This is a genomic window from Brevibacterium sp. (assembly GCF_052105255.1).
GTDB classification, from domain to species: domain Bacteria; phylum Actinomycetota; class Actinomycetes; order Actinomycetales; family Brevibacteriaceae; genus Brevibacterium; species Brevibacterium linens_B.
This window is the reverse complement of sequence record NZ_JBQDYQ010000003.1, coordinates 27,233-51,533: the sequence shown is the minus strand read 5'-3', so window position 1 is coordinate 51,533 and position 24,301 is coordinate 27,233. Positions and strand designations below refer to the sequence as shown.

General features: G+C 65.3%; 21 protein-coding genes and 2 tRNA genes. 6 read left to right on the top strand and 17 right to left on the bottom strand.

The features are described 5' to 3' along the window. Positions 1-202: 202 nt before the first annotated feature. From ACTIIH_RS01655 to ACTIIH_RS01640, 4 genes are all read right to left on the bottom strand, one after another. Positions 203-421 (bottom strand): hypothetical protein, encoded by a 219-nt coding sequence (locus ACTIIH_RS01655; RefSeq protein WP_441450183.1) that lies wholly within the window; start codon positions 419-421, stop codon positions 203-205. Further along, on the bottom strand, positions 418-1,182 hold the full coding sequence (locus tag ACTIIH_RS01650; RefSeq protein WP_441450182.1) for a phage antirepressor KilAC domain-containing protein: 765 nt from the start codon (positions 1,180-1,182) through the stop codon (positions 418-420). Before ACTIIH_RS01650 ends, ACTIIH_RS01655 begins: the two co-directional genes overlap by 4 nt. Positions 1,183-1,292: 110 nt before the next feature. After that, complete coding sequence (locus ACTIIH_RS01645; RefSeq protein WP_441450181.1) at positions 1,293-1,562, bottom strand: hypothetical protein; 270 nt, start codon at positions 1,560-1,562, stop codon at positions 1,293-1,295. Then, positions 1,562-1,921, bottom strand: a complete 360-nt coding sequence (locus tag ACTIIH_RS01640; protein ID WP_025780186.1) for a hypothetical protein — start codon at positions 1,919-1,921, stop codon at positions 1,562-1,564. Before ACTIIH_RS01640 ends, ACTIIH_RS01645 begins: the two co-directional genes overlap by 1 nt. Before the next feature lie 218 nt (positions 1,922-2,139). Here ACTIIH_RS01640 and ACTIIH_RS01635 point away from each other — a divergent pair, with 218 nt between their 5' ends. Continuing rightward, positions 2,140-2,340 carry a hypothetical protein gene (locus ACTIIH_RS01635; protein ID WP_441450180.1) on the top strand — a complete coding sequence of 67 codons (201 nt, stop codon included), beginning with the start codon at positions 2,140-2,142 and terminating at the stop codon, positions 2,338-2,340. 244 nt (positions 2,341-2,584) lie between these two features. Here the strand turns inward: ACTIIH_RS01635 and ACTIIH_RS01630 are convergent, their stop codons facing one another. Further along, complete coding sequence (locus ACTIIH_RS01630) at positions 2,585-2,800, bottom strand: helix-turn-helix transcriptional regulator (protein ID WP_441450179.1); 216 nt, start codon at positions 2,798-2,800, stop codon at positions 2,585-2,587. A gap of 98 nt (positions 2,801-2,898) precedes the next feature. On the opposite strand from ACTIIH_RS01630, the gene ACTIIH_RS01625 reads away from it, so the two are divergent. After that, positions 2,899-3,225 carry a helix-turn-helix domain-containing protein gene (locus tag ACTIIH_RS01625; protein ID WP_441450268.1) on the top strand — a complete coding sequence of 109 codons (327 nt, stop codon included), beginning with the start codon at positions 2,899-2,901 and terminating at the stop codon, positions 3,223-3,225. On the opposite strand, the gene ACTIIH_RS01620 is transcribed toward ACTIIH_RS01625, so the two are convergent. Further along, positions 3,184-3,256, bottom strand: a tRNA-Arg gene (locus ACTIIH_RS01620). The genes ACTIIH_RS01625 and ACTIIH_RS01620 overlap by 42 nt on opposite strands. A 376-nt stretch (positions 3,257-3,632) precedes the next feature. Between ACTIIH_RS01620 and ACTIIH_RS01615 the strand changes: the two genes are divergently transcribed. Beyond that, entirely contained in the window at positions 3,633-5,465 is a 1,833-nt protein-coding gene (locus ACTIIH_RS01615; RefSeq protein ID WP_441450178.1) for a phosphoenolpyruvate carboxykinase (GTP), read from the top strand. A 199-nt stretch (positions 5,466-5,664) separates the two neighbouring features. On the opposite strand, the gene ACTIIH_RS01610 is transcribed toward ACTIIH_RS01615, so the two are convergent. The 5 genes from ACTIIH_RS01610 to ACTIIH_RS01590 form a co-directional block, all read right to left on the bottom strand. Further along, complete coding sequence (locus ACTIIH_RS01610; protein ID WP_441450177.1) at positions 5,665-6,327, bottom strand: hypothetical protein; 663 nt, start codon at positions 6,325-6,327, stop codon at positions 5,665-5,667. A 459-nt stretch (positions 6,328-6,786) separates the two neighbouring features. Next, positions 6,787-7,020 carry a hypothetical protein gene (locus ACTIIH_RS01605; RefSeq protein ID WP_169253338.1) on the bottom strand — a complete coding sequence of 78 codons (234 nt, stop codon included), beginning with the start codon at positions 7,018-7,020 and terminating at the stop codon, positions 6,787-6,789. Beyond that, positions 7,017-8,447 (bottom strand): anion permease, encoded by a 1,431-nt coding sequence (locus ACTIIH_RS01600; RefSeq protein ID WP_441450176.1) that lies wholly within the window; start codon positions 8,445-8,447, stop codon positions 7,017-7,019. The genes ACTIIH_RS01605 and ACTIIH_RS01600 overlap by 4 nt, the downstream gene beginning before the upstream one ends. Before the next feature lie 251 nt (positions 8,448-8,698). After that, entirely contained in the window at positions 8,699-10,129 is a 1,431-nt protein-coding gene (locus tag ACTIIH_RS01595) for an aspartate aminotransferase family protein (RefSeq protein WP_441450175.1), read from the bottom strand. Between the two features lie 78 nt (positions 10,130-10,207). Next, positions 10,208-11,692 (bottom strand): CoA-acylating methylmalonate-semialdehyde dehydrogenase, encoded by a 1,485-nt coding sequence (locus ACTIIH_RS01590; protein WP_441450174.1) that lies wholly within the window; start codon positions 11,690-11,692, stop codon positions 10,208-10,210. A gap of 113 nt (positions 11,693-11,805) precedes the next feature. Here ACTIIH_RS01590 and ACTIIH_RS01585 point away from each other — a divergent pair, with 113 nt between their 5' ends. Continuing rightward, a complete protein-coding gene (locus ACTIIH_RS01585; protein WP_441450173.1) occupies positions 11,806-13,563 on the top strand; it encodes a PucR family transcriptional regulator in 1,758 nt (585 codons plus the stop codon). Between the two features lie 49 nt (positions 13,564-13,612). On the opposite strand, the gene ACTIIH_RS01580 is transcribed toward ACTIIH_RS01585, so the two are convergent. The 6 genes from ACTIIH_RS01580 to ACTIIH_RS01555 all read right to left on the bottom strand — a co-directional run bounded on the left by ACTIIH_RS01580 (position 13,613) and on the right by ACTIIH_RS01555 (position 19,036). Beyond that, positions 13,613-14,617 (bottom strand): Ldh family oxidoreductase, encoded by a 1,005-nt coding sequence (locus ACTIIH_RS01580; RefSeq protein WP_441450172.1) that lies wholly within the window; start codon positions 14,615-14,617, stop codon positions 13,613-13,615. A gap of 126 nt (positions 14,618-14,743) precedes the next feature. Then, a complete protein-coding gene (locus ACTIIH_RS01575; RefSeq protein ID WP_441450171.1) occupies positions 14,744-15,835 on the bottom strand; it encodes a proline racemase family protein in 1,092 nt (363 codons plus the stop codon). A gap of 125 nt (positions 15,836-15,960) precedes the next feature. Continuing rightward, a complete protein-coding gene (locus ACTIIH_RS01570; protein WP_441450170.1) occupies positions 15,961-17,208 on the bottom strand; it encodes an FAD-dependent oxidoreductase in 1,248 nt (415 codons plus the stop codon). Positions 17,209-17,421: 213 nt separating this feature from the next. Next, entirely contained in the window at positions 17,422-18,021 is a 600-nt protein-coding gene (locus ACTIIH_RS01565; RefSeq protein WP_441450169.1) for an OmpA family protein, read from the bottom strand. Then, positions 18,018-18,635, bottom strand: a complete 618-nt coding sequence (locus tag ACTIIH_RS01560; protein ID WP_441450168.1) for a hypothetical protein — start codon at positions 18,633-18,635, stop codon at positions 18,018-18,020. The genes ACTIIH_RS01565 and ACTIIH_RS01560 overlap by 4 nt, the downstream gene beginning before the upstream one ends. Positions 18,636-18,947: 312 nt before the next feature. After that, positions 18,948-19,036 (bottom strand) — tRNA-Ser (locus tag ACTIIH_RS01555). Between the two features lie 846 nt (positions 19,037-19,882). Between ACTIIH_RS01555 and ACTIIH_RS01550 the strand changes: the two genes are divergently transcribed. Further along, on the top strand, positions 19,883-21,922 hold the full coding sequence (locus tag ACTIIH_RS01550; protein ID WP_441450167.1) for an LCP family glycopolymer transferase: 2,040 nt from the start codon (positions 19,883-19,885) through the stop codon (positions 21,920-21,922). Then, entirely contained in the window at positions 21,919-24,168 is a 2,250-nt protein-coding gene (locus ACTIIH_RS01545; protein ID WP_441450166.1) for an FAD/NAD(P)-binding protein, read from the top strand. Before ACTIIH_RS01550 ends, ACTIIH_RS01545 begins: the two co-directional genes overlap by 4 nt. The last annotated feature ends 133 nt before the right edge of the window (positions 24,169-24,301 follow it).

Sequence of the window (24,301 nt, the reverse complement as noted above, 5' to 3'; positions counted from 1 at the left end):
TCCTGGAATTCGAGCGGACTCACGTGGTTCGACTTCATCCACACGCGAGACGACAGTTCGATCGCAGCCTCAAACGACCACGTCGAGGCGTAGTACTCGTACACCTTCGAATGCCGGTTCACGACGTACAGTTCCCAGAACCTTCGCGAATGCGGGGCGCGCGTCCACTTCGGCTGTTCCTGGCGGATCTTCACCTGATACCTCATGACCGGCTCCCGTCTTTGGCGGCGATGCCGATCCAGCCGATGACCCACAGCATGGTGAGGGCGGAGAGTCCGTTCGCGGTGAGGGTGAGCGTGTAGGAGTAGAAGTAGCCGGCCATGCCGGTCACGATCATCGGTAGGTAGATGGTGAACAGTCGGCGGAGGAAGTACACCTCACGCGGGAACCGGCGCACCTCGGCGCGGACCGGGGCGGTCACAGCGCGATCTCCAACTGTCCATCAGTGAGTCGACGGAAGATCGCGTCGAGTCCCTTGCCCGTGACCCGCACCTGCGGGGCCGACGATTCCCGGGTTTCGCCTGTCTCCTGGTCGGTGTAGAAGCGGGCTCGCTGCACGAACAGTCCCTGCTCAACCGAACGTTGGTAGGCGTGCGGCCGCTTCTTACTGTCGCGGTAGAGGTATCCCCAGGCTTCGCAACGGTTGAACAGGCGCTTCTCGCCGACGACGATCTTCTTGTGCTCGAAGAGGAACTTCGCGGCATCGTTGAACGACCACGAAGCCTCCGAGCTGACGATGTGGTCCCAGGCGCGAGCCTTCGGCTCGAGCTCGGCGATCGTCTCGTCCTTCGCCGCAACCATTGCCTGCAGCCCGTTCAGAACCTCGAGCGTCATTGCCTCGAACGACTGCTCGACCTGCTTGTATCCTCCGGTCTTGCGGATCGACGGGAGAACCTCTGTCGTTATCCATCGGCGGAATGCAACGGCTTCAGGCTTGCGTGACATGAACACGACTTCGTACATGCCCGGCTCCGAGACGATGGTCGAGTTTTGCGTACGTCCAAGACTGTCTTGGATGGGGGTATTTGAAGTAACCCCATCCTCTAGCCGGGCTTTGACTCGGCTTACCTGCTCGAGGTCCAGGATCCGGCATAGGTCAGCTAGTACGAACCATGGCTCGTCATCGACCATCACCGTGCGGACTGGCGTATCCTGGTAATTGAAGATCTGTAGATCGTTCATTGGATTCCCTTCCTGGGAGTCGTCGCCCTCGCCCTGGCCGGCGGGGGCTTCTTCATTTGCAATGGCTGCGAGCAGGCCCCGGGCTTCCCCTCCACCGGGACCCACCCGGATCATAGGATCGGCTTCTGCCGGAACTTCGACACGACCTCGTCCTCAGTGATCAGTCGAAGCGCCGCGATGTTCGCGTCTGCCTCGTCGTAGATGTTGAGGAGCGTGTCAGCGACGGAGTCGATATTGTCCGGGTCCATGTCGTAGGAGACCGGAGCGGCCATGACCTCGGCGGCGAGCGCTTCGACGCGGTGCTTCGTGGCGAGCTTCATGTTGAACAGGGCGTCGAGGCGCGACTGCTCCTGCTCGGTGGGGAACTCGGCGCGGGGCATCAGTCGCAGTCCTCTCCTGAGATGGAGTGCAGCACCGCGGAGGCCGGCAGAGTCGGCTCACTCCTGGTGCGGGGCACCGGCCACGCCGCGGCTACGCGGAGGCGGACTTCCTCTTCGGCGGCGGCACCGGACTTGAGCAGTGCAGAACGCTCGACGCCAGTCATCTCGAAGACAGCGTTCGTGGTCTGCTCGAGCACCGCCTCGATCTCGGCGAGGCGAGACATGGGGAACCCGTTCTTCTGGGCGCCCCTGTACTGGCGGAGAACAGTGGCGAGTCTTTCGGCTACACCGACCGCGTCGGTGATCGTTGCCTGCCGGCGGACGTTGATCGGGGTGGGGTGGGATGCGGGTGTGGTCATCGTTGAACACTTCCTGACTTGGCGGATGGTTTGGGGTGCGGCCGCCGAGGCGGAACGGCCGCACCAGTGGCATCTGACTTCTCGACCGGGGAACGGTGGCGCCCGGGAGTTTCGTCAGTGCCGTCCCTTACGATGTCCCCAACGACAGAAGTAGCCGCTTCCGTCGTTGCCATAGGCGCACAAGCACAGTGGGCGCCGTGACCCGTAAGGGAAGTCTTATGTCTGAACACCAAATCGGTCCGGATACTCCGATCACCTACATGCTCTCGGTCGAGCTCAACGACATCACCAACTCTTTGAACAGTCAGTCGGAGATCGACGTCGCCGAGGCGATCGCTGCCGTTGACAAGAAGGTTGGGGCGGTCGCCAATGCGCTTAACCGACTCGAGCGACAGTCCAAGGGTCTGCCTCTGGAATGATGCGCACGAGCATCGGATCTTCTCGGCGTTGATCTGCTCGATACGCCGAGGCCCCTCGCTTCGGCAACGGACTTTGGCGAGGTCAATAGTGCGGATCTGATTCATGCCGGCCGCCTCATCCCGAATGCGGAGGGGCGGCTGCGCATGATCCGCGGGAATCGTGAGCATCGGAGCGTGGTCACACAGCCGTTGTTCAACTGAGCAACCGTGACCCGCTCGGCGATGAGGTTGCTGTAGATGACGGTCATGACGCCACCCGCTTCGATGCGGGGGAGTCGCGCTCTGCGGCGAGCGCTTCTACGTCTGAGCGATTGAAGAACTTCTCCCCTGTCCTGCCGTTGCCGGCAACGGCAGGGGTGATTTTTCCGGCTGCGGCCCAGCGGAGGAATGTTGATCGGTCGACTTCGAGGATTCTGGCAGCTTCGGCGCTGCCGATGAGATCAAGGCTTGGGGTGTTCATGGCGATCAGTATTCCCCATTGCTCAAGTTTACGCAATCATCAACACGAGCTTTGCGGAAACTCTTGCATAATTACCTAAGCTTTGGCACACTGTCTATATGAGTGAAAACCCCGACTCGAACCTTGCACAGCTCCTCGAGTTCAACCAAGCCGATCGAATGACCAAGTCGCTCTCGGTCTCGGGAGTGTCCGTGCAGGCAATGGCAGACACCCTGGGCGTGTCGCGCAACACGGTGTCCAACTGGATCAACGGCAGAACTCAGCCGCAGCGGCGCACAGACCTCGCGACCTGGGCGATGCGCACCGGCGTTCCTATCGAGTGGATCGAGACGGGTGAATTGAAAAATCCCCCCGAGCCCGGAGGCCCGAGGGGAGATGATGGGTGCGCCACGAGGGATTCGAACCCCCAACCTTCTGATCCGTAGTCAGATGCTCTATCCGTTGAGCTAGTGGCGCATGCCGCTCGGACTCACGCCCTGCAACTCGAACAACTATACACACCAGTTTCACCGAAGCTCAAATCGCGCCCACGTGCGCTTCGCCACATTCACACTCACGGTCAGAGCCGCCTCGGCGAGAGGGGATGAAATCGCAGATTTCAGCTGTCGCTCATCGGTGAAACAAACCGTCAATCACTTGAAACAACACGGCATTCACTTGTTGCATTTACGTCAATTGGTCCCTGGCTGTGATCCAATGCACATCTTCGAGTGACCGAAACGCGCGTTTTTCGCTTCCACTCCCATCCTACGGTGGATATGTACCAACCGCTCGACGGACGCCAGCCGCCGGAGACGAAACCCCACACACACGACCCACCAGGAGACCACTCATGACTGTCCTCGACCATGATGTCGTCGCTGACCAGCTGAAGAACGCACCGACCGAGAACAAGTCAGTGCTCTCGTTCGTCAGCCGGATCGCCGCCCTGACCTCCCCGGACGACATCGTCTGGATCGACGGTTCCGACGCGCAGAAGAACGAGATCGCTGAGAAGCTCGTCGAAGCCGGCACCATCCAGCGCGTCAACGGCACCAAGGACTCCTACTACGCGGCCTCCGACCCCGAGGACGTCGCCCGCGTCGAGGGCCGGACTTACATCTGCTCCGAAGACGAGAAGGATGCCGGTCCACTCAACAACTGGGTCGCTCCCGCGGAGATGAAGGAGACGCTCAACGGTCTCTTCGAAGGTTCGATGCGCGGACGCACCATGTACGTCATCCCCTTCGTCATGGGCCACGCCGAGGCGGACCAGCCGATGTTCGGCATCGAGGTCACCGATTCGGCGTACGTCGTCCTCTCCATGCTCGTCATGGCTCGCTCGGGCAAGTACGCCCTCGATGCGATCGACGCCCAGGACGCGAAGTTCGTCGAGTGCGTCCACTCCGTCGGCGCTCCGCTGGAAGAGGAACAGGAAGACGTCGCCTGGCCCTGCAACACCACCAAGTACATCACCCACTTCCCCGAGGATCGCGCCATCTGGTCCTTCGGCTCCGGCTACGGCGGCAACGCGCTGCTGGGCAAGAAGTGCTACGCACTGCGCATCGCCTCGGCGATCGCCCGGGACGAAGGTTGGCTGGCCGAGCACATGCTCATCCTCAAACTGACGAACCCCGAAGGCGTCGTCAAGTACGTCGCCGCCGCATTCCCCTCGGCCTGCGGCAAGACCAACCTCGCCATGATCGAACCGACCATCCCCGGCTGGAAGGCCGAGACCCTCGGTGACGACATCGCATGGATGCGCTTCGGCGAAGACGGCCAGCTCTACGCCGTCAACCCCGAATTCGGACTCTTCGGAGTCGCCCCGGGCACCGGTTACACCACGAACCCGACCGCGATGCGCGCCATCGAGGAAGGCGGCAATATCTTCACCAACGTCGCGCTGACCGACGACGGTGACGTGTGGTGGGAAGGCAAGACCGACGAGGCGCCTGCTCACCTCACCGACTGGAGGGGCAACGACTGGACCCCCGAGTCCGATACCCCCGCCGCTCACCCGAACTCGCGCTTCTGCACCCCGATCGCGAACGTGCCGACCCTGGCTCCCGAGTGGACCAACCCGAACGGTGTGCCGATCTCGGCCATCCTCTTCGGCGGTCGCCGCAAGACCACGATGCCGCTCGTCACCGAGACCCAGGACTGGACCCACGGTGTGTTCATGGGTTCGGTGCTCTCCTCGGAGACCACCGCGGCTGCCACCGGTGCCGTCGGCGTCGTCCGCCGCGACCCCATGGCGATGCGTCCGTTCATCGGGTACAACGTCGGTGACTACCTGCAGCACTGGATCAACATCGGCAACACCGAGGGCGCCCAGCTGCCGAAGATCTTCTACGTCAACTGGTTCCGCCGCGACGACGACAACTCGTTCCTGTGGCCCGGATTCTCCGAGAACTCACGCGTTCTCAAGTGGGTCTTCGAACGCGTCACCGGCACCGCCGATGCTCAGGAATCCCCGCTCGGCCTCACCCCGGTCGAAGGCGGCCTGGACACCGAAGGCCTCGATTTCACCGACGAGCAGCTGCGCAAGGCTCTTGCCATCAAGCCCGAGGAGTGGGAGACCGAGCTCGGCCTCATCGAGGAATGGTACGCCGAGCTCGGCGATTCGGTTCCGGCCGAACTCCGCGCCGAGGTCGACAACCTCCGCCAGCGCCTCGGCCTCGCCTGAGTCGTTCGGCTGAGTTGCTAGTCTGAGTCGTTCGGCTTCATCGCTGACAGTCTGAGCCGCCCGTTCATCGACAATCCCCCAACCGCCGCCGAGGTGGTTGGGGGATTGTCGTATTTCGCTGAGGGCGCGCGTTCGGCCGTTTGAAGCTCGCCGTTGATTCGCCAGTGCTTCCGGGCCCTAGTGCCGAAGCCGCGCAGACTCAGCAATGCGCCGCCTGCGCCCTGTGAACCTCACGGAGAAATACCAAGACATCACGCGGTTTCGCTTTGAGCTCCCTCAACACGCGATAGGTGACCATCTCCGGACTCTTGACGTTGCCGATCAGCGCGTTCCGATGAGCGGTCACACCGCGGGCAGTGATCGTCACGACCAGTGCGTCGGGAATCGCCCCTTTCCTCCAGTGAAACTCTCCTCCGATGTCGACGACACCTGACCACGGCGTTGCGAACTGCATGACCCGCCCGCCAGGCTTCCACCATGAGGACTCCACGCCCCATCTCGACACGACAAACTGTGGTCGCACAAAGGGAAAGACAAAAGTCCACAACAGCGCTCCGATGCCGAACAGCGCCAAACCGATGGCGAAGACCACAAGGAGGAAGAACACCAGCCACCCGCCGAATCCCGGGGACAGCGGGTTCCAGGTCGAGCCGGGAGTGACGGCGAAGGTGAGGATGATCGCTCCGACGAACAGCCAACAGACGAGCGCGAGAGCGAAAGTCTTGACGAGGTTTGTTCGCAGCACGACGCGGCCATCGCGCCGCATCGCCGCATGCCATTGGTCGATACGGCGGCGGTCGGCTTTGCCGATCTCTTTCTGCAGATCGGCGGCATGTCGAGGATTGTGCGGCGGAGTTCTCACAGGTCGAGTCTAAGCCGAGGCGCCGAGGTCTCAGGAAAGCCACCCGCAGCTGCTTTCACTGAGCCGCCCCGACTCCACCGCTTGGGTATCTCGCACTGTCAGCGGCATAACCACCTGGCAGTGGCGCTTCCTCTCGTGACGCGGGGATGTTCCATGCACATAGCCCGGAGCATCCCTCACCGCTGCTGTCGCTAGGCACCAGTGGGAGCAAAAACACCGTCGCGGCGGCACGTTGCACCGTTGCAGCTGTAGGCGCTGCAACTACGGGTGAGGGATGGCGCGCTAAAGGGTGTACGTGACGCTACCGGTGAGAGATGGTCGCTTAGAAGCAGCTTGCCGACGGCAAGCGATCGCCGCCCGAGCCGCCACGCGGGGAGCACCCAGAGAGGGCGGGCGAGCAATTCAGACACGACACGTGGCCCGCAGCACGGAGGCGTCAGGCGGTCGGCGCCCGAAGCGTCAGGCACCGTGGAGAGCCGGGACGATGAGGTAGACGCCGAGCAGCACGACTGCTCCGCAGATTCCGAAGACCGTCCAGTAGGCGACCGGCAGCCCTGCGCTGCTGCGGCCCTCGTCGACCCGATCGAGATGTGTCGCGCGCATGCGCACGGCAACGGAGAACAGCGTGATGACGATGATGGCCGAGACCCATGTCGCAGCCGCAACGATGGCGAAGGAACTCCACTCGATCATTTCGCGTCTCCCTGATCGCTCGCATCTGCCCGACTCGCATCGGCTCCGGTGTTCGAGGCACGCCCCGAATCGGCGCCGGACGCCGGTCCGGAGGTCGAGCCGGACGCCGAACCGGTCGACGACGATCCAGTCGTCGCCTCGGCGGGAACGGCGCCGTTCTTCTTGGCGTGACGGTGAGCCCGGCGCTTCTCTTTGGCCGCCTGCTTCTCTGCCCAGGCCTCGTACCGGGCCTCCCGCTTCTCCTGAGCACGTTTGCGGTTGCGGTCCTTGCGCAGCTTGCGCTTGCGGCCGCGGATGTTGACGGCCTCGCCGACGGTGTCGAAGTTCGAGATGTCCGTCTCCTGGACCCGGCGGGAGCTGAGGTAGATCCACAGCACCACGACGACGGCGATGACCGTGTCGATGACGACGCCGACCGTTCCCAAGTGAGCGATGCCGGCGGCCAACCCGCCGACGATCGCGGCGGCCGGAATCGTCAACAGCCAACCGGAGGCGATCCGTCCGGCCGTCGACCACTGGACATCGGCGCCCTTACGACCCAGTCCCGAACCGAGCACCGAGCCGGAGGCGACCTGCGTCGTCGACAGAGCGAAGCCGAGGTGCGAGGAGGCGAGGATGGCCGCGGCCGTCGACGTCTCGGCCGACAGGCCCTGCGCGGCCTTGACCGTCGTCAGCTTGGTGCCGAGGGTGTCGATGATGCGCCAACCGCCGACATAGGTGCCCAACGCGATCGCCAGAGCACACGCCGTGATCACCCAGATGTGCGGGCCGGTGCCGTGCTCCTGCAGGTTCGCGGAGACGAGGACGAGAGTGATGACGCCCATCGTCTTCTGCGCGTCGTTCGTGCCGTGGGCGAGCGCCACCAGTGAGGACGAGAAGATCTGCCCGTACTTGAACGGTGCACGGCGAGCGGTCTTGCCTTCCTCGTTGCGGCGGGTGATCGCGTAGGCGATCTTCGTGCACAGGTAGGCGCTGAAGCCGGCGATGAGCGGGGCGGCCAGAGCCGGGATGACGACCTTGGACAGGAACACGCCGTAGTCGACGGAGTTGAGTCCGGCACCGACGATGGCCGCACCGATGAGGCCGCCGAATAGTGCATGGGACGAGGAGGACGGAAGGCCGAAGCGCCATGTCGCCATGTTCCAGATGATGGCTCCGATGAGACCGGCAAGGATGAACGAGGGGCTGATCTGGACTCCCCCGCCGCCTTCTTTGATGATGCCGCCGGAGATGGTCTTGGCCACCTCGGTGGAGAGAAAAGCGCCCACGAGGTTGAGGATCGCAGCGAGCGTGACCGCGGTCTTGGGTTTGATGGCCCCGGTCGCGATCGGGGTGGCCATGGCATTGGCCGTATCGTGAAAGCCATTGGTGAAGTCGAAGAACAGTGCCAGTGCGATGACGAGCACGACGACGAAGATGATTTCCACTAATCGACCTTGGGTGTAGACACTATTCGGACCGTGGATGATGCAGCTGACGGCCAGCAATCACTATCCCGCAGAAGTCTACCCACAGATTCAACTGCTCTTCACCTGCAATTCGACCCTACTCCACCTCATTCACCTTTTGTTCACTTCTGACGTGCGTAAACGGACCCCGCCCGGCTGAGAGTGCAATAGCACTCACATTCCGAACGGGGCCCGAACACCGCAATTCCCTCGCCGAGGCGACGCCTCGATTACGCGTGACGAATCTGCTCCGTGACGTACCGATCCGCGACATCGAGCGCCCGATCCAGGGCGGCGAGACCGAACCTGACGTCCTCATCCGGGGTGTTCAGCGGCGGCACGACATGGATCCGATTGAAGTTCGCGAACGGCAGCACACCTTCGGCCTTGAGCGCTGCGATGACCTCGTTCATCTCCGGCGAGCTGCCGCCGTACGCTGCCAGCGGCTCCTTCGTCGTCCCGTCCTTTACGAGCTCGACCGCCCAGAAGCAGCCCATCCCCCGCACATCCCCGACCGAGGGGTGACGCCCAGCGATCTCCCGCAGACCCGGGCCGATGATGTCCTCGCCGAGGCGGTCGGTGTTGGCGATCATCCCCTCGTCCTCCATGGCGGTGATCGTCGCAACCGCTGCCGCACAGGCGAGCGGATGTCCCGAATAGGTCAGTCCGCCCGGGTAGGCCCGGTCGCGGAACGTCTCGAAGATCGCGTCCGAGATGGCAACCCCACCGAGCGGAACGTACCCGGAGTTCACACCTTTGGCGAAGGTGATGAGGTCCGGGGTGACGTCCCAGTGCTCGAGGGCGAACCAGCGACCGGTGCGACCGAAGCCGGCCATCACCTCGTCGGCGATGAAGACGATCCCGTACTTCGCCGTCAGCTCGCGCACGCCGGCGAGGTAGCCGGCCGGCGGGGCGTAGATCCCTGCGGTGCCCGGCACGGTCTCGAGGATGAGTGCGGCGATATTGCCGGGCCCTTCGAGGGTGATCATGTCTTCGAGGTGGGCCAGCGCCCGCTGCGTCTCCTCGGCCTCGGACATCGAGTTGAAGTACGACCGATACGGGTAGGCGGGCATGAAGTGAACGATGCCCTCAGCGGAGTAGTCGTTGGCGAACCGGCGCGGATCACCGGTGACGTTGACGGCCAGCTGCGTGCCGCCGTGGTAGCTGCGGTAGGCCGAGAGCACCTTCGTCCGGCCTGTGTGCAGACGGGCCATCCGGATCGCGTGCTCGTTGGCGTCGGCTCCCCCGTTCGTGAAGAACACGTGGTCGAGGTCGCCCGGGGTGCGTTCGGCGATGAGTCGGGCCGCTTCGGAGCGGGCGTCGTTGACGTGCTGCGGCGCGATGGTGCACAGCTTGCCGGCCTGCTCCTGGATCGCCGCGACCACACCCGGGTGCTGATGGCCGATATTGGTGTTCACCAGCTGCGATGACATGTCGAGCAGCTTCCGACCTTCTCCGTCCCAGACATAGGGACCTTCGGCGTCGATGACCGTCATCGGGTCGAACGGTCCCTGTGCCTGCCAGGAGTGGAAGACGTGCGCCCGGTCGAGTTCGTGGGCACGTCGCCCGGCCTCGATACGGTCGGGGCCGATCCTGTCGGCGCCGGTGCGATCCGCGTCGAGGTGCGATTCGGTGAGCGGGGAATCCGCGGTGGTGGTCATGGCTGCTCCTTCGCCGAGGTGGGTCGTCGTTGCGTGAACGTCCGCCCCGTGATCGGGGCGGACGTCCGAGGGGTCTGTTCAGTCGTTGGTCGGGAACCCGAGGTTGAGTCCGCCGTGACTCGGATCGAGCCAGCGGGAGGTGACGACCTTCCCACGGGTGAAGAAGTGGACGCCTTCGTCACCGTAGGCGTGGGTGTCGCCGAACAGCGAGTTCTTCCACCCGCCGAAGGAGTAGTAGCCCACGGGCACGGGGATCGGCACATTGATGCCGACCATGCCGACCTCGACTTCGTTCTCGTAGCGGCGAGCCGCTCCCCCGTCGTTGGTGAAGATCGCGGTGCCGTTGCCGTACGGGTTGGCGTTGATGAGGTCGAGGCCCTCGTCGTAGCCGGGGACGCGGACGACGCAGAGCACGGGGCCGAAGATCTCATCGCGATAGATCGACATGTCCGGGGTGACGTCGTCGAACAGAGTCGGGTTGAGGAAGAACCCCTCGGCCGGGACGTTCTCCCGACCGTCGAGGACGACCGTTGCTCCCGCCTCGGCGCCGGCATCGATGTAGCCGGCGACCTTATCGCGGTGAGCCGCGGTGACCAGCGGTCCCATGTCCGGCTCGGTCGCCCCGTCGCCCACGCGCAGAGTCGTGGTTCGCTCGGCGATCTTCGCCACGAGCTCATCGGCGATCGAGTCGACGGCGACGACCACGGAGATCGCCATGCAGCGCTCACCGGCTGCTCCGTAGCCGGCGTTGACGGCGGCGTCGGCGGCGAGGTCGAGGTCCGCATCGGGCAGGACGAGCATGTGGTTCTTCGCTCCGCCGAGCGCCTGGACGCGTTTGCCGGTCGCCGTGCCGTTCTCGTAGACGTACTTCGCGATCGGGGTCGATCCGACGAAGGACACCGAGGCGACGTCGGGGCTGCCCAGGATCGTGTCGACGGCTTCCTTGTCGCCGTGGACGACGTTGAACACACCGTCGGGCAGGCCCGCTTCCTTCCACAGCTCGGCGAGCCAGTTCGCGGCCGTCGGGTCCTTCTCCGAGGGTTTGAGCACGACGGTGTTGCCGGTCGCGATGGCGACGGTGAAGAACCACATCGGGACCATGGCCGGGAAGTTGAAGGGCGAGATGATCGCGGAGACGCCGATGGGCTGGCGCAGGGAGTGGACGTCGATGTTCGTCGAGGCGTTCTCCGTGTGAGCGCCGCGCAGATGGCCGGCGATGCCGCAGGCGAATTCGACGACCTCCTGACCGCGGGCGACCTCGCCGAGGGCGTCGGAGACGACCTTGCCGTGTTCGGCGGTGATGATCTCGGCCAGCTCCTGCTTGCGCGCATTGAGCAGCTCGCGGAAGTTGAAGAGGACAGCGGTCCGCTTGGCCAGCGATGTGTCGCGCCAGGCGGGGAAGGCGGCCGAGGCCGCGGCGATCGCTGATTCCACGGTCGCCTTCGAACCCAGTGCCACCTGGCCGCTGACGACTCCGGTGGCGGGGTTCGTGATCTCGCCGAGGCGGGTGTCCGTGTCCGCGGTGACGGTCTGTCCGTTGATCCAATGGGTCAGCGTTGCCATGTGGTGTCCTTCTGCGTCGTCGGTGCGTCGGTTGAGTCCATCCTCGGTCGGCACCGCCGATCCCGACAGTGTCAGAGTGTCAGACTTTTTCCCTCAGGCTTTACACTGTGTAAATGGATACTGCAATGGATTCGGGTGGGCCGTCTCTGAGCATCGCCGGTCTGCTCGAATTCGAGGAGATCAGCGTCGCCGACCCGCAGGTGATCGCCGGCGACGCACGTCTCGATCGGGCGATCCGCTGGGTCCACATCGCCGATTCCGAACACGTCGAACGGTTCCTCGAAGGTGGCGAGCTCGTGCTCACCACGGCCACGGCGTTTCGCCGCCGCCCCGAGGCGATGTCCGAGTTCCTCGACCAGCTCGAGCGGGCGGCAGCGGCGGGCACGATCATCGAACTCGTCGACGAGGACTCGGCCTTCGACGAGGCGGCGGGCACGATCGTGCGGGAGGCCGCCTCGGCGAGGGATCTGCCCGTCGTGGTGCTCCCGCACCGGGTGAAGTTCGTCAAGATCACGGAGTTTGCCCATCGATGTCTCCTCGCACAGCAGATCTCCCAGCTCGAACATGCCCGCGAGATCCACGAGACGTACACCCAGCTGAGCCTGTATCGGGCCGGAGCGCAGACGATCGTCGACCGCACCGCCGAGCTGCTGGGGACTCCGGTGATCCTCGAGGACGTCGCGCACCGGGTGCTCGCCCATGCGGGGCGAGATTCGGCGACACTGGCACAGAAGTGGGCGGGCCTCGTCACCGGGGCGAGCACCGAGCCCGGGGTGGAGGCCGCGGCGGATTGGCGGCAGACGCCGGTCGGGATGCGGGCACGCAGGTGGGGGCGGCTCGTCGTGCCCCGGCCGGCCGAGTCGACGGCGGCCCTCGACCAGATCATCGAACGGGCCGGAGAGGCGCTGACGCTGACCCGCATGGCCGATCGGGACGAACTGGATCTGCTGCTGCAGGCGCAGAGCAGTCTGATCAGGGAGATCTCGGATTACGACGGTCTCGACGACCGTGCGGCCCTCGAGCGCGCTCGGTCGCTGGGGTTCTCTCCGGCGCCCGGTGCGGAGTTCCTTCCCGTCGTCGTCCGCCTCGATCGGGATTCCGACACCGATCCGACGCGCGTTCAGCTGCAGGAGCGCGGACTGACCCAAGAGGTCGTCGCCGCAGCGGCCCGTGTGGGCTCGGCCTGCCTGGTGACGAGCCTGCAGTCGGGAGTCTTCGGGTTCGTCCTCGCTGCGGCCAGCACCAGAGCCGGATCGGGCGGACGCCGTTCGCGCCGAACGGGCGGAACAGAGACGTCTGGTCGATCAGAGACGTCTGGCAGCCCGGAAGCCGAGCAGCTCCTCGCCGGTCTCCTGAACGAGGTCGAGCAATATGCGGCCAGCTGGGTGGTCGGCGTCGGGCGCGGCAGCGCATCACTGTGCGGTGCGGTCGCCGGTCTCGACTCGGCGTCTCAGGTCGCCGAGGTGGCATCGACTCTCGACGTGCGCGAGCGCTCGTTCTACCGCTCCTCCGATGTCCGACTCCGCGGCCTGCTCTCCCTCTTCGCCGATGACTCTCGAATGCGTGCCTTCGCCGAGGGCGAGCTCGGCCCCCTGCTCGGCGATGCCGCCAGCCGTGCCCCGAGCGCGTCAGCAAGTGACAGTGTTGCGAACCGTCGTTCCCATGCCGATGAGGGTCTGCTCGACTTCCTCGAGCTCCACCTCGCCCACGGTGGGAACATCTCGGCGATGGCGCGGGCCGGGTATCTGTCCCGACCCGCGCTCTACGCACGAATGACGAAGCTGCAGAACCGCCTCGGCGTCTCACTCGATGATGCGGAGTCGCGCGCGGCACTGCATGTGGCGCTGCTGTGGTGGCGGATGCACGGCTGAAGGGCGGTGCCGGTGAGCCCGCGGTGGCTCCGGTGGCCCGGTCAGTGAGTCATTCGAAGAGGGAGCGGATCGTATCCGTGACGGGGATTCCTCGGGCGGCCGCCTCGGCGCGATTGGCGTAACGACGATCGCCGGGCTGACGGTCCATACCCGCGTCGCGGAGCATATCGACGAATTCGCGGACTCGGCCCAGGTAGGCGTCGTTGCCGCCGCGCTCGGGGTCGATGACGATGAAGAGCTGACCGGTGCGGAAGGTGTGGGCGCCTTCGGGGGCTTCGGCGTCGATCTCGTAGGTGAAGGCACCGCCGGTCAGCCCAGCCGCCAGCGTTTCGATCATGAACGACAGCAGCGCGCCCTTATGCCCGCCGATGGGCCGGATTCCGCCGCCGTCGAGGATGGCGCTGGGATCCGTGGTGTCCGCGCCGGTCGAGTCGACCCCGGTCCCGGCCGGAACGTCCCGGCCCTCGGCCCGCAGCAGCTGCAGGTCCCCGTGGGACATCGACGATGTGGAGAAGTCGAAGACGATCGGGTCCGCACCAGCCACAGGAGTGGCGAAACCGAACGGGTTGGTGCTGAAGACCGGGCGCGTGGCCCCTTGGGGGACCACGGCGAGCTTGCCGCTGGCGATCATGCCCATCGCCACCCGACCCTCGCGGGCAAAAGCCTCGAGTTCGGGCCACAGGGCACTGAAGTGATGGGTATTGCGCAGGGCGATGACAGCGACGCCGGACTCGGCAAGCGCCTCGTCGATCGTCGGGCGCGCCTCGGCGAGTGCGGGTTGGGCGAAGCCGTTGCGTCCGTCGATGCGGATGTATGAGGGGCCGACAACGTCGATGTTCGGCTCCGCAGCCCCGTCCGCCCAGCCGCGGGTCAGCGAATCGAGGTAGCCGGCAACCCGGAAGACTCCGTGGCTGAGAGTGCCGTCGCGTTCACAAGTGGCGCAGTTGGTCGCCAGCACTTCGGCCACCGAAGGCGAAGCGCCGGCGGCCACGAGCTTCGCTTCGATGGCCGAGACAAGGTCGTCGAAAGAGATTCGGTCGGGTTCATTCGTCATTGTGTGCTCCTCATGTGCGGCCGATCGTGTCGGCGTCGACCACTGCCCTTACCCCACAGACTATCGGTCGATCGGTCATCGGCCCTGCGGATCCTTGTCCGTTCCTCGGTTCTCGTCTGCGGGTCCTCAGTTCTCGTCTGCGGGTTCCACAGCGCTCGTGCCGCCGCTCCAGATGTCACCGACGGTAAAGCCGATCGGGAACGGATCGTCGGGCTCGAGGACGAGCTGCTGGAATCCGGTGATCCATCCGCGCCCGGTGATCGAGGGGATCACGGCCGGCAGTCCGCCGATCTCGGTCTCTTCCTTCACCACGGCGGTGAAGGTCGTTTTCAGCATCGATTCGTGGACGAATCGCTGACCGACGGCCAGTTCGCCGCGGGCGTGCTTGGCTGCGACTCGGCCGCTCGTGCCGGTGCCGCAGGGCGAACGGTCGAACGTCCCCGTCCACGTGCTCGGATCGTCGAGGTCGACGATGCCGTTGGGCAGGACGACCGCATTGCGTCCGTCGGTGCCCGCTGTGCGGGCGGGCCCGTGGATCAGCGGCAGACCGATCGCGTCGATCTCCGGGATGAGGGGATGCCTCACCTCGAAGGTCTCGTTCGCCGCCTGCCGCATCACGCTGGCCGCTCTGATGATCTCCTCGGCATTGCCCGGATCAAGGTCCACGCCGAGGCTGTCCGCCGCAGTCTGCACGTAGAACTGACCCCCGAATACGATGTCGACGGGGATCGTCCCATACCCCGGCACCTCGAGTGGCAGGTCGAGTCCGTGGACGAATGCCGGGACATTGTCGAAGGTCACCGATTGCGCTCGGCCGGCCTCCACCTCGGCGCGGACCGTGACGACACCCGCGGCGGTGTCGACCCGCAGCTCGGTGACCGGTTCGCTGACGTCGACGGACCCCGTCTCGATCAGCGCCGTGACTGTGCAGATGAGGTTCGACCCCGACATCGGCTTGAACCCACCCTGTTCCATGACGATCATTCCGAAATCGCAGCTCGGATCTGTCGCAGGCACGACGATCGACGAGCACAGGCCCGGATAGCCGCGGGGTTCGTGGAGGATGAGCTGCCGGAAGTCGTCGAGGTGCTCTTCGCAGCAGCGGAGCTTCTCGGCCATCGTCGCCCCTGTGACCCGCAGTCCAGAACCGATGAGCACGCGGCCGGGTTCGCCGGCCGCGTGGACATCGACGGCCTGGATGAGCTGTCTGTTCCTCACGGTCCTTCCTCTCTGTTCGAGCCTCAGTCGTCGGCTTCGATGACGTGCTGTGCGGTCATGGACCTCTCCTCTTCTCGTATGGGCTATGCGTGTCGGCGGGAATGTATGATGCCGGCGAGGGTCGATCAGAATCGGTTCGGGGACACCCGGGCGAGCAGGTCGTCGGGCAACGTCGAGCCTCCGTCGGTCATCAGCCCGGCAAGCAGTCGGGCGGATCCCGGTGCCAGTGTCAGGCCGAGCATCGCATGGCCGGAGTTGATGTAGACGTTCGCCACGGAGTCCAGGCGTCCGATGACGGGAAGGCCATCGGGGGTCATGGGACGCGACCCGGCCCATGGAGCCAGTTCTCCCCGACCGTCGCCCCACTCGCGGAAAGCTTCCTGCGCCGCTCGGCGGATCGCGCCGACGCGCACCTCATTGACGTCGTCGTCCGTGCTTCCGAACTCCATCGTGCCGGCCAATCTCAGCATGCCGTTCAGCGGAGTGACGGCGACGCGGGCATCTTCGAGGGTCAGCGATGTGCGCAGTCGGATCGGGGCCGGTGAGTAGTCGATGCTGTAGCCCTTGCCCGATCGGATCGGAATGTTCTGGCCGAGCTGCGCGGCCAAGGCGCCAGACGGGACTCCGGCGGAGATGACATGGGCATCGGCCGTGATGACTTCCGCATCGGAGGTGACGACAGCAGTGACGGACTCGCCGGTGCGGATGAAGCGCTGCACTCGCGTGTGCTCCCGCACGTCGACGCCGAGAGCGGAGAGTTTCGCCACGAGGCCCGCAGTCAGGGAATCGGGTTCGATCTGTCGGTCGGCGGGGAAGAAGAGACCGTGGCGGATCCGGTCGCTCAGTGCCGGTTCTGCTTCGCGGACTTCGTCATCGTGCAGCCGCTGCGGTCGGTGGCCGGCAGCCTCGAATGCGGGCAGGCTTGGGCAGTGCTCGTCGAAGCGCTCCCGGGTCTCGAAGGCCAGCAGCACACCGCGGTCATGCATCTCGAAGTCGATGCCCTGAGTCTGGTATTCGTCGAAGAGGTCGTTCGCGTCCTCGCCGAGGCGCAGGTGCAGTTCCAGCCCGGCGTCGAAGTCACGTGCGTTGCAGTGTGCGGCCATCCGCAGCAGGAACGTGAGGTAGCCGGGCGCCAGCGACGGTCGGATCGACAGCGGACTGTCGGGGTTGAGCATCCATCGGATCCCCTGCAGCAGCACCCCGGGGGCAGGCACCGGGGTGCTCTCGGCGATGGCGACCTTCGCGGCGTTGCCGTGGGAGGCACCGGCACCGCAGCGACCTGCTTCGATGACGGTGACGTTGTGCCCACTCAGTGCCAGTTCGTAGGCCGTGGTCAGACCGACCACGCCGCCTCCGATGATGACTGTCTTCATCCGGTTGCCCTCCATTGGTTCCCCGAATCTGCGGTGACGTCACCTGGCCCGAGCCGACGTCACCGAAGCGGCCTTGTGGATGACCATCTGTTGGAAGAGACGCTATGCAGTGCTGTCGGGTTCGTCAATGACTGAATTCGTCAGGCGCTCTTCGAACGCCTGACGAATCGACGAAGAGAGAAGGCGCCCTTCCCGACCGAGCTGAGAACGGACTCAGTCTTCGTAGCGGATTTCGACGCGGCGGTTCTTCGCTCGGCCTTCGGGGTCGTCCTTGCCGCCCGTCTCATTCGACGCAACGGGATTGGACTCGCCGAATCCCTTCGCAGTTACGTCGAGGTCCGGGTTCTGAGAGGTGAGCACCTCGGTGACGGCCTTGGCACGGTCTTCGGAGAGCTTCTTGTTGTAGTCGTCGCCTTTGGAATCCGTATGCCCGCCGACGGTGATCTCGGACTCGGTCGGCAGGTCCGTGACGAGGTCTTTGATCTTCTTCGTCGCGGCGTCGCTCAGGTCGGACGAGTCGAAGTCGAAGAGGATGTCGGTGTCGAGTGTGACCACGGTGTCGCCGCCGCTGGCCTTCGTCGTTTCGACGTCTTCGATTCCCTTCTCCAGGTCATGGATCCCCGGTTCGAGTTCGACGATGCTCTCGTCGATCTGCGACTGGTCGGGATCGGTGAAGTCATCCGGCGTCGGGGCAACTCGGTGGGCGATCTCCTGCGGAGTCACGGAGTCTGCGAACGCGAATGCGGGTGGGCCGGCGATGACTATGCCGGCAGCAAGGATCACCGCTGCAGGACCGGAGACTGCGGACCTCACGAGATCGTCACTCCGGTGACGAGGTTCATTCCGTCGACGACGGAGACCTCGACCTCGTTCACATCCGGCGGCGGGGCCGCGAAGACAGCGAATGCGTAGTGGGACTGGCCGGGTTTGAACGTCGTCTGCTGGATGTTCGTCTGCGCCCGCTGCGGGAACTTGTCCAACACGTTGTGTTTGCGCAGGTTCTGCGAGTCGACGAGAAAGGGAGTCCAACTGCCGCCGAGGTAGCCGTAGAGATCGTCGCCGTCATCATCCTCGTCTGCCTTGTCCGAGTTCACGGTGAACGCGAACTGCGCCACGACAGTTTCGCCCTGACGCTTCAGCGGGAACAGCTCGACAGTCATCGTGGCCGTGTCATCGCCCTCGACAGTAGCGGGGATCTCCTGGGAGGCGACGGGATCGGGAAGATCATTCGGATCGAGGCCGGCCGCCTCGGCGGATCCGGTGCCTTCCGTCGATCCTGCGGCCTCGCCGGACTCCTGGTCGGCTTCTTGGGTCTCAGTGCTCTCGGGGTTCGGGTCCTCTGCATCGTCTCCGGATGTGCAGGCGGTCAGGGTCAGCGCCAGAGCGGCGGCGGCAGCGGACAGAGCTGCCCTGCGGATCAGGGGCATCGCGATGGGAGTTCTCCTCAGTAGTCGCCGGAGCAGCATCTCTGCTGGTGAGCTCCGGTGGCGCGGGGCGGACGGGGAACACCGTACCCCGAACAGGTGAACTTCCACTACATCGAACGTAAGTCGAGACGAACACAGTTCTCAGCACACGCGGGTTCAAAAATCATGCGCCCTGATCCAGATCATCACACATGCATTTTGAAGACGCTCGTGAGCGGCATTGCGGGCAAAGCATGGGCACACGCGATCCTGTCGGAACGCAAGAACCCCTGCACCCGAAGTCTCATCGGATCGCAGGGGTTCTGCCTAACGCGGAGCCGGTGGGATTTGAACCCACGGTCCCCCTATTGGAGGACTTCACCTTAGCAGGGTGACGCTTTCGGCCGCTCAGCCACGACTCCATCTGCAATGCGGCGATCCGGTCCGGCGAAATGCCCGGCGACAGACCCTCCAGCACTACGGGATACAGCCTAAGGGAAAGGAGCCATCCAGGGCAAAGCGCAGCCGCAGAGAGTGGGCTTCGTCATAGTCGGGTCGACCGGTGAGCGGCGCTGATTCGGGCCGGACGTCCCCTTTGCACCGCTCCCCCACACCGGAATTCCAGCATTCATCAATGTCCAGGCGTAAAATCGGCGTGATGTGCTTTGCGGTCTGGTCTCGGATCCTCGCAGCAACACCGGTCGGAAAACCGTTGGCCGAGGTGTGCCCTGCGCCGGAAACGAGAACGGCGAGCGGGCCGTACTGCACGAGAAGACAGTTTTTGAGGAGTAGACAACTTGCCAGAGTTTCCCCCTGACAAGAGCGGACCGCATGGGAGCGACCCCGATTCCCAGACGACAGGCCGTCGGCTCCGCGCCTCCTCTCGCCCCCGATTCCGCGGCGACACCGCCGCCAGTGACAACGACTCGACACCGCAGTCGAACTCGCCGCAGCAGAATTCTCGGTCGTCGCAGCCTCAGCGCTCGGGCGCCCAGCGCTCGAACTCGCAGGGCACGGACTCACAGCAGCCGACCTCGGCAGTGAACCCTCGCCGGTCCCACACGAGCTCCGATCAGCGCTCGGACCGGAACTCCGATCGGTCAGCCGATCCACGATCCGACTATTCGTTCCGCACAAGCTCCCGCTCGTCCGGCGATCCGTCGGACAACCGACTCGGCGGCAGCACCCGTGACGCAGGATCATCGTCCCGCTCGCCGCATGCACCGCCTCCGCGCCCGGTCGCCCCGCGCACTCGCCGCGAAGCCCGCATGCTGCGTGCAGCCGCGGCCAGCGGAGCCTCTGCGGCCGGGGTGGCCGCGGCAGCAAGCTCGGACACCCAGGACGATCCGACCACCAGATCACGGCGCGGCTCTGCCCACGATGCCCCGCGCACTTTCGCACAGGACGAATCGGCCGCCTCGGCGGGGGATCCCCGGGAATTCGACCGCACGGACAGCGACACTGACTCCGCTCCGAGGACGCGCCGCGACGCCCGCGAGCGCCACGCAGCCGAATCCCGCGGCCGGGGCCGGAAGACGCCATCCGGCGGCAGAGCAGCGCGCAATGCGCCGGCCACGGTCGGTGCGGGCGGCACGACGGCCGTTGCCGGCGCATCATCGGCGGCACGAGGAGCCGACGCCGACGACGCCGCCCGCGAGGAGAAGCCGACCGGCCACGGACCGGGACGGGCTCGCCGCCATTCTTCCCGCCTCGGCGAGACCTTCCCCAGCCTCGTCGGCTGGACGTCACTGAGCACCCTTCTGCCCGGAGTCGGACTGCTGCGCACACGCTTCCGGCCCGCCGGACTCATCGTGTTCGGACTCTTCGTCCTCACTCTGCTCGTCGGGCTGGTCTACCTGCTGGTCAAGGGACCCGTGCGCGCGATCGCCACGATCATCGCCAGCCCCTCGCTGCTGAACTTCCTTGCCATCGCCGCCGCGGTCGTGGCCGTGATCTGGATCCTCGTGATGGTCGTGTCCCACCTGGGGCTGCGACGCGGGCACCGATACCGGCCCTGGCAGAACAAGTTGGCCGGCGTCCTCGTTGTCTCCCTGGCGCTCATCATCGGCATTCCGCTGGGCGTCGGCTCCGTCTTCGCCCGCGTGCAGTCCGACACCGTCGCCAGCCTCTTCGGCGACAGCACGGGCAAATCCCACAGCGCCGAAGAACTCTGGGCCGACAAGCCCTATATCAACGTCTTCCTCATGGGCCGCGACAACGGCGACGATCGTGAGGGCACCCGACCGGACACGATGCTCGTGGCCTCCATCGACACGAAGACCGGCAACGCCGCGCTCATCTCCGTGCCCCGTAACCTCGCGTTCCCGGTCTTCCCCGAAGGCAGCGAACTCGAAAAGGCGTGGCCCGACGGATTCCGCCCCTCCGGTGACTCGTCCGAGGACCTCATCAACGCCGTATGGCAGTGGGGCGAACAGAACCCCGACAAGATCGGAAACCCGCACGGACTCGAACCGGGCATGTGGGCGACGATGCAGGCCGTCGAAGGCTCGTTGGGTCTCAAGCTCGACTATTGGTCCTCGGTCGACATGGCCGGATTCGAAGACGTCGTCGACGCCATCGGCGGAGTCAAGATCGACGTCGAACGCCCGATCCCGATGGGCGGCGGAAAATCGATGTCGGGTGTGAAGAACGAGATCTACGGCTGGGTCGATCCGGGCCCGCAGACGCTCAAGGGCAAGGACGCACTCTGGTACGTCCGCTCCCGTGAAGGCAGCGACAACTACGACCGCATGTGCCGTCAGCAGCGGATGCTCAAGACCACTCTCGAGCAGATCGATCCGCAGGAGATCGCCTCGGCTTATCCGAAGCTCGCGAACTCCGCGACACGGAACATCGCCACGTCGATCCCACAGAACGAGATCCCGGCCTTCATCGAACTCGCCATGATGATGCAGAAGGGCGACGTCACCACGGTCCAGATCAACAATGACGTCACCCCGACCTACGACCCCGATTACGATGTGCTCCACAAGTGGATCCTCGGCGAAGTCAAGGGTGCGTCCGACGGCGAGGAGACACCGAAGCCGACGAACGACGGCAGCAAGTCCCAGGAATCCGAGGACAGCGCGGATTCGACCGAGGGCGGTTCGGAAGAGGCCGCCACCGAGGAACCGGCCGATTCTGCGGATGGATCCACGGATGAGGCCGGCGCCGAGGCGGACGCCACCGAAACGACGACGCCGGGTGAGCCCAACGCCGAAGGCAAGTGCTACCCGAAGGGCTACAAGCCCGGTGACGACTTCCCCGGCTACCCCGGGCCCAACGGCGGAACCGGCGAGCAGGGGTGAGTCAGGACCGACAGACTCCCGTCCCCGCGGTCGCGATCATCGGTGTCGGACCGCGGGGTCTCACGGTTCTTGAGCGGCTCGTGGCGCTGGCGGCGAAGCGCTTCGCCGGCACCACCGAGACCGCGCTGAGCATCCACCTCATCGACCCGTATCCGCCCGGACCGGGAATCGTGTGGCGCACCGACCAGCCCGAGTCTCTGCTGATGAACACCACCATCGCCGAACAGACCGTCTTCCCCGACTCCAGCTGCACTTTCCTCGGCCCGGACGAAGCACCGGCCGGGCCGTCCATGGCCGAGTGGTACCTGGACAACGGCGGCACCGAACCGCTGCACTCGACCTTCCCCAGCCGCAGCCTCTACGGACGCTACCTCCGTGACGCCTACCGGCGCATCCGCGAGGGCGCACCGGACTTCATCGAGATCGTCGAACACCCGACGAAGGCCGAATCCGTCATCGACCTGCCCGCGATGGACCTCCCCCAATCGGTGGCAGAGAGTTCACGGGCCACTGTCCCCGAGCAGCTCGTGCGCTGCCAGAACGGCACGACGATCGTCGCCAGCGCCGTCGTGCTGGCCGTCGGTCATATTCCCAGCGCCCAGCCGGAGGAGCGCGCCCGGCTCGCCGCGTTCGCCGAGCTGGGCGGCGGTCTCTACCTGCCGCAGGGGCTGCCTGCGGAAACCCCTGTCACCGAGGTGGCCCCCGGTGAGCGGGTCATCGTCCGTGGCATGGGGCTCAACTACTTCGACCTGCAGACTCTGTTCACTCTGGAGCGCGGCGGTCGCTATGAGCCGCAGCCCGGCGGACTGCTGCGCTATGTGCCCAGCGGCGACGAACCGCGCCTGGCGCTGGGATCACGACGCGGAATCCCGTACCGCAGCAAACCGATCTGTCGCGAACATCCTCGCCGGGATTGGCCGCTGCGGTACTTCACGACAAACAACATCGCGCTCCTCGCGGGCCTCGAGAACCTCGACGGGGAGCGCAAGGCCGGCGCCCGGTTCAATGATCAGCTGTGGCCACTCATCCTCGCCGACCTGCGCCTGGCGTACTATCACACGCTCTCCCAGGTCCGTCCCGAAGCGTTCACCGATGATCCCGGCCAGCTGCGCGAGGCCATCGGCGAGGCGGTCTCGCGCCACCTGACCCGCCGCACCTGGCAGGAGACCCATCCGCAGCAGGCGGGCGATTCCGGCGCCTCCGAGGCTGGGGCCGCCGCGACCGCTCGTGCCGGGGACGGAGCCGCGACCGCTCGTGCCGGGGACGGAGCCGGCGCGGCAGGAACAGCCTACGCCGCGAGCACGAGCAGCGTTTCACGATCAGCCAGCGCCGCGATCACCGAGGAGGCCTCCCGCCAGGGCCGTGTCACCCGCGAGGCCTTCGCCTGGTCGGAGATCGAAGAGGCACTCGTGCCCGATCCCGCCGACCGCATGTCCCTGCACACCCTGCTCAACCCGCTCGAAGGAGAGCTCTTCACCAGCCGTGAACCCGGTGAGCCCGGGTCCCTGCACGAGTGGATGCTCGACTTCCTGCGCACCGACCTGCGCAGCTCCCTGGCCGGTCCCACCGGCAGTCCGGAGAAGGCGCTGTTCACCGTGCTGTGGCAGTCCCGACTGCTGCTCAAGGACCTCATCGTCGCCGGTCACATCGACCGCGTGAGCATCGACATGGAGATCCTCGGCTGGTTCGAGGGCTTCGTCTCCGGCATCTGCGATGGTCCTCCCCCGCAGCGGATCGCCGAACTCATCGCCCTCGCCGAGGCGGGAATCGTGTCCTTCATCGGCCCCGATATGCGCATCGAAGAGAACGCGGACGCGCTCCGCGAGGTTGAGGAGGCGCCCGAATCCGAAACGCTGGGACCGCGACCGGAGATCTTCACGGTCACCTCGGCGCAGGCCGCCGGAGCGATCACGGGCAGCGTCGTCATCGATGCCGCCTCACCGACGAACTCGGTCTCGCGTGCCGCCGATGTCCTGCTGTACGGAATGCTTGAGCGCGGCCAGCTCACTCCGGCCCGCCTGACCTTGGACGACGGTCGGGAGAAGTTCCTCAACGGGCTCGCGCTCACACCTCGGCCCTATCGCACGATCGACGTCGAAGGCAACGTCCATCCGCGCCGATTCGCGCTGTCGATCCAGCTGTCGTCGAAGCAGTGGGGGCTGGCGATCGCAGCGAATCCGGGCACGAATGCGGCGACCCTCAATGATTCGCACGCCGCTGCCGAAGCGATCCTCGACCTCCTCTGAAGCTCGGCACGTCTTTGCTGCGCTCCAGAGACCGACCACCGAACGCGAACAGCCCAGTCTGAGTTGAATAGCCCTGTTTCGAACATGGGCTATTCAACTCAGACTGGGCTATTCCCAGAGGCGACGTGGTGCG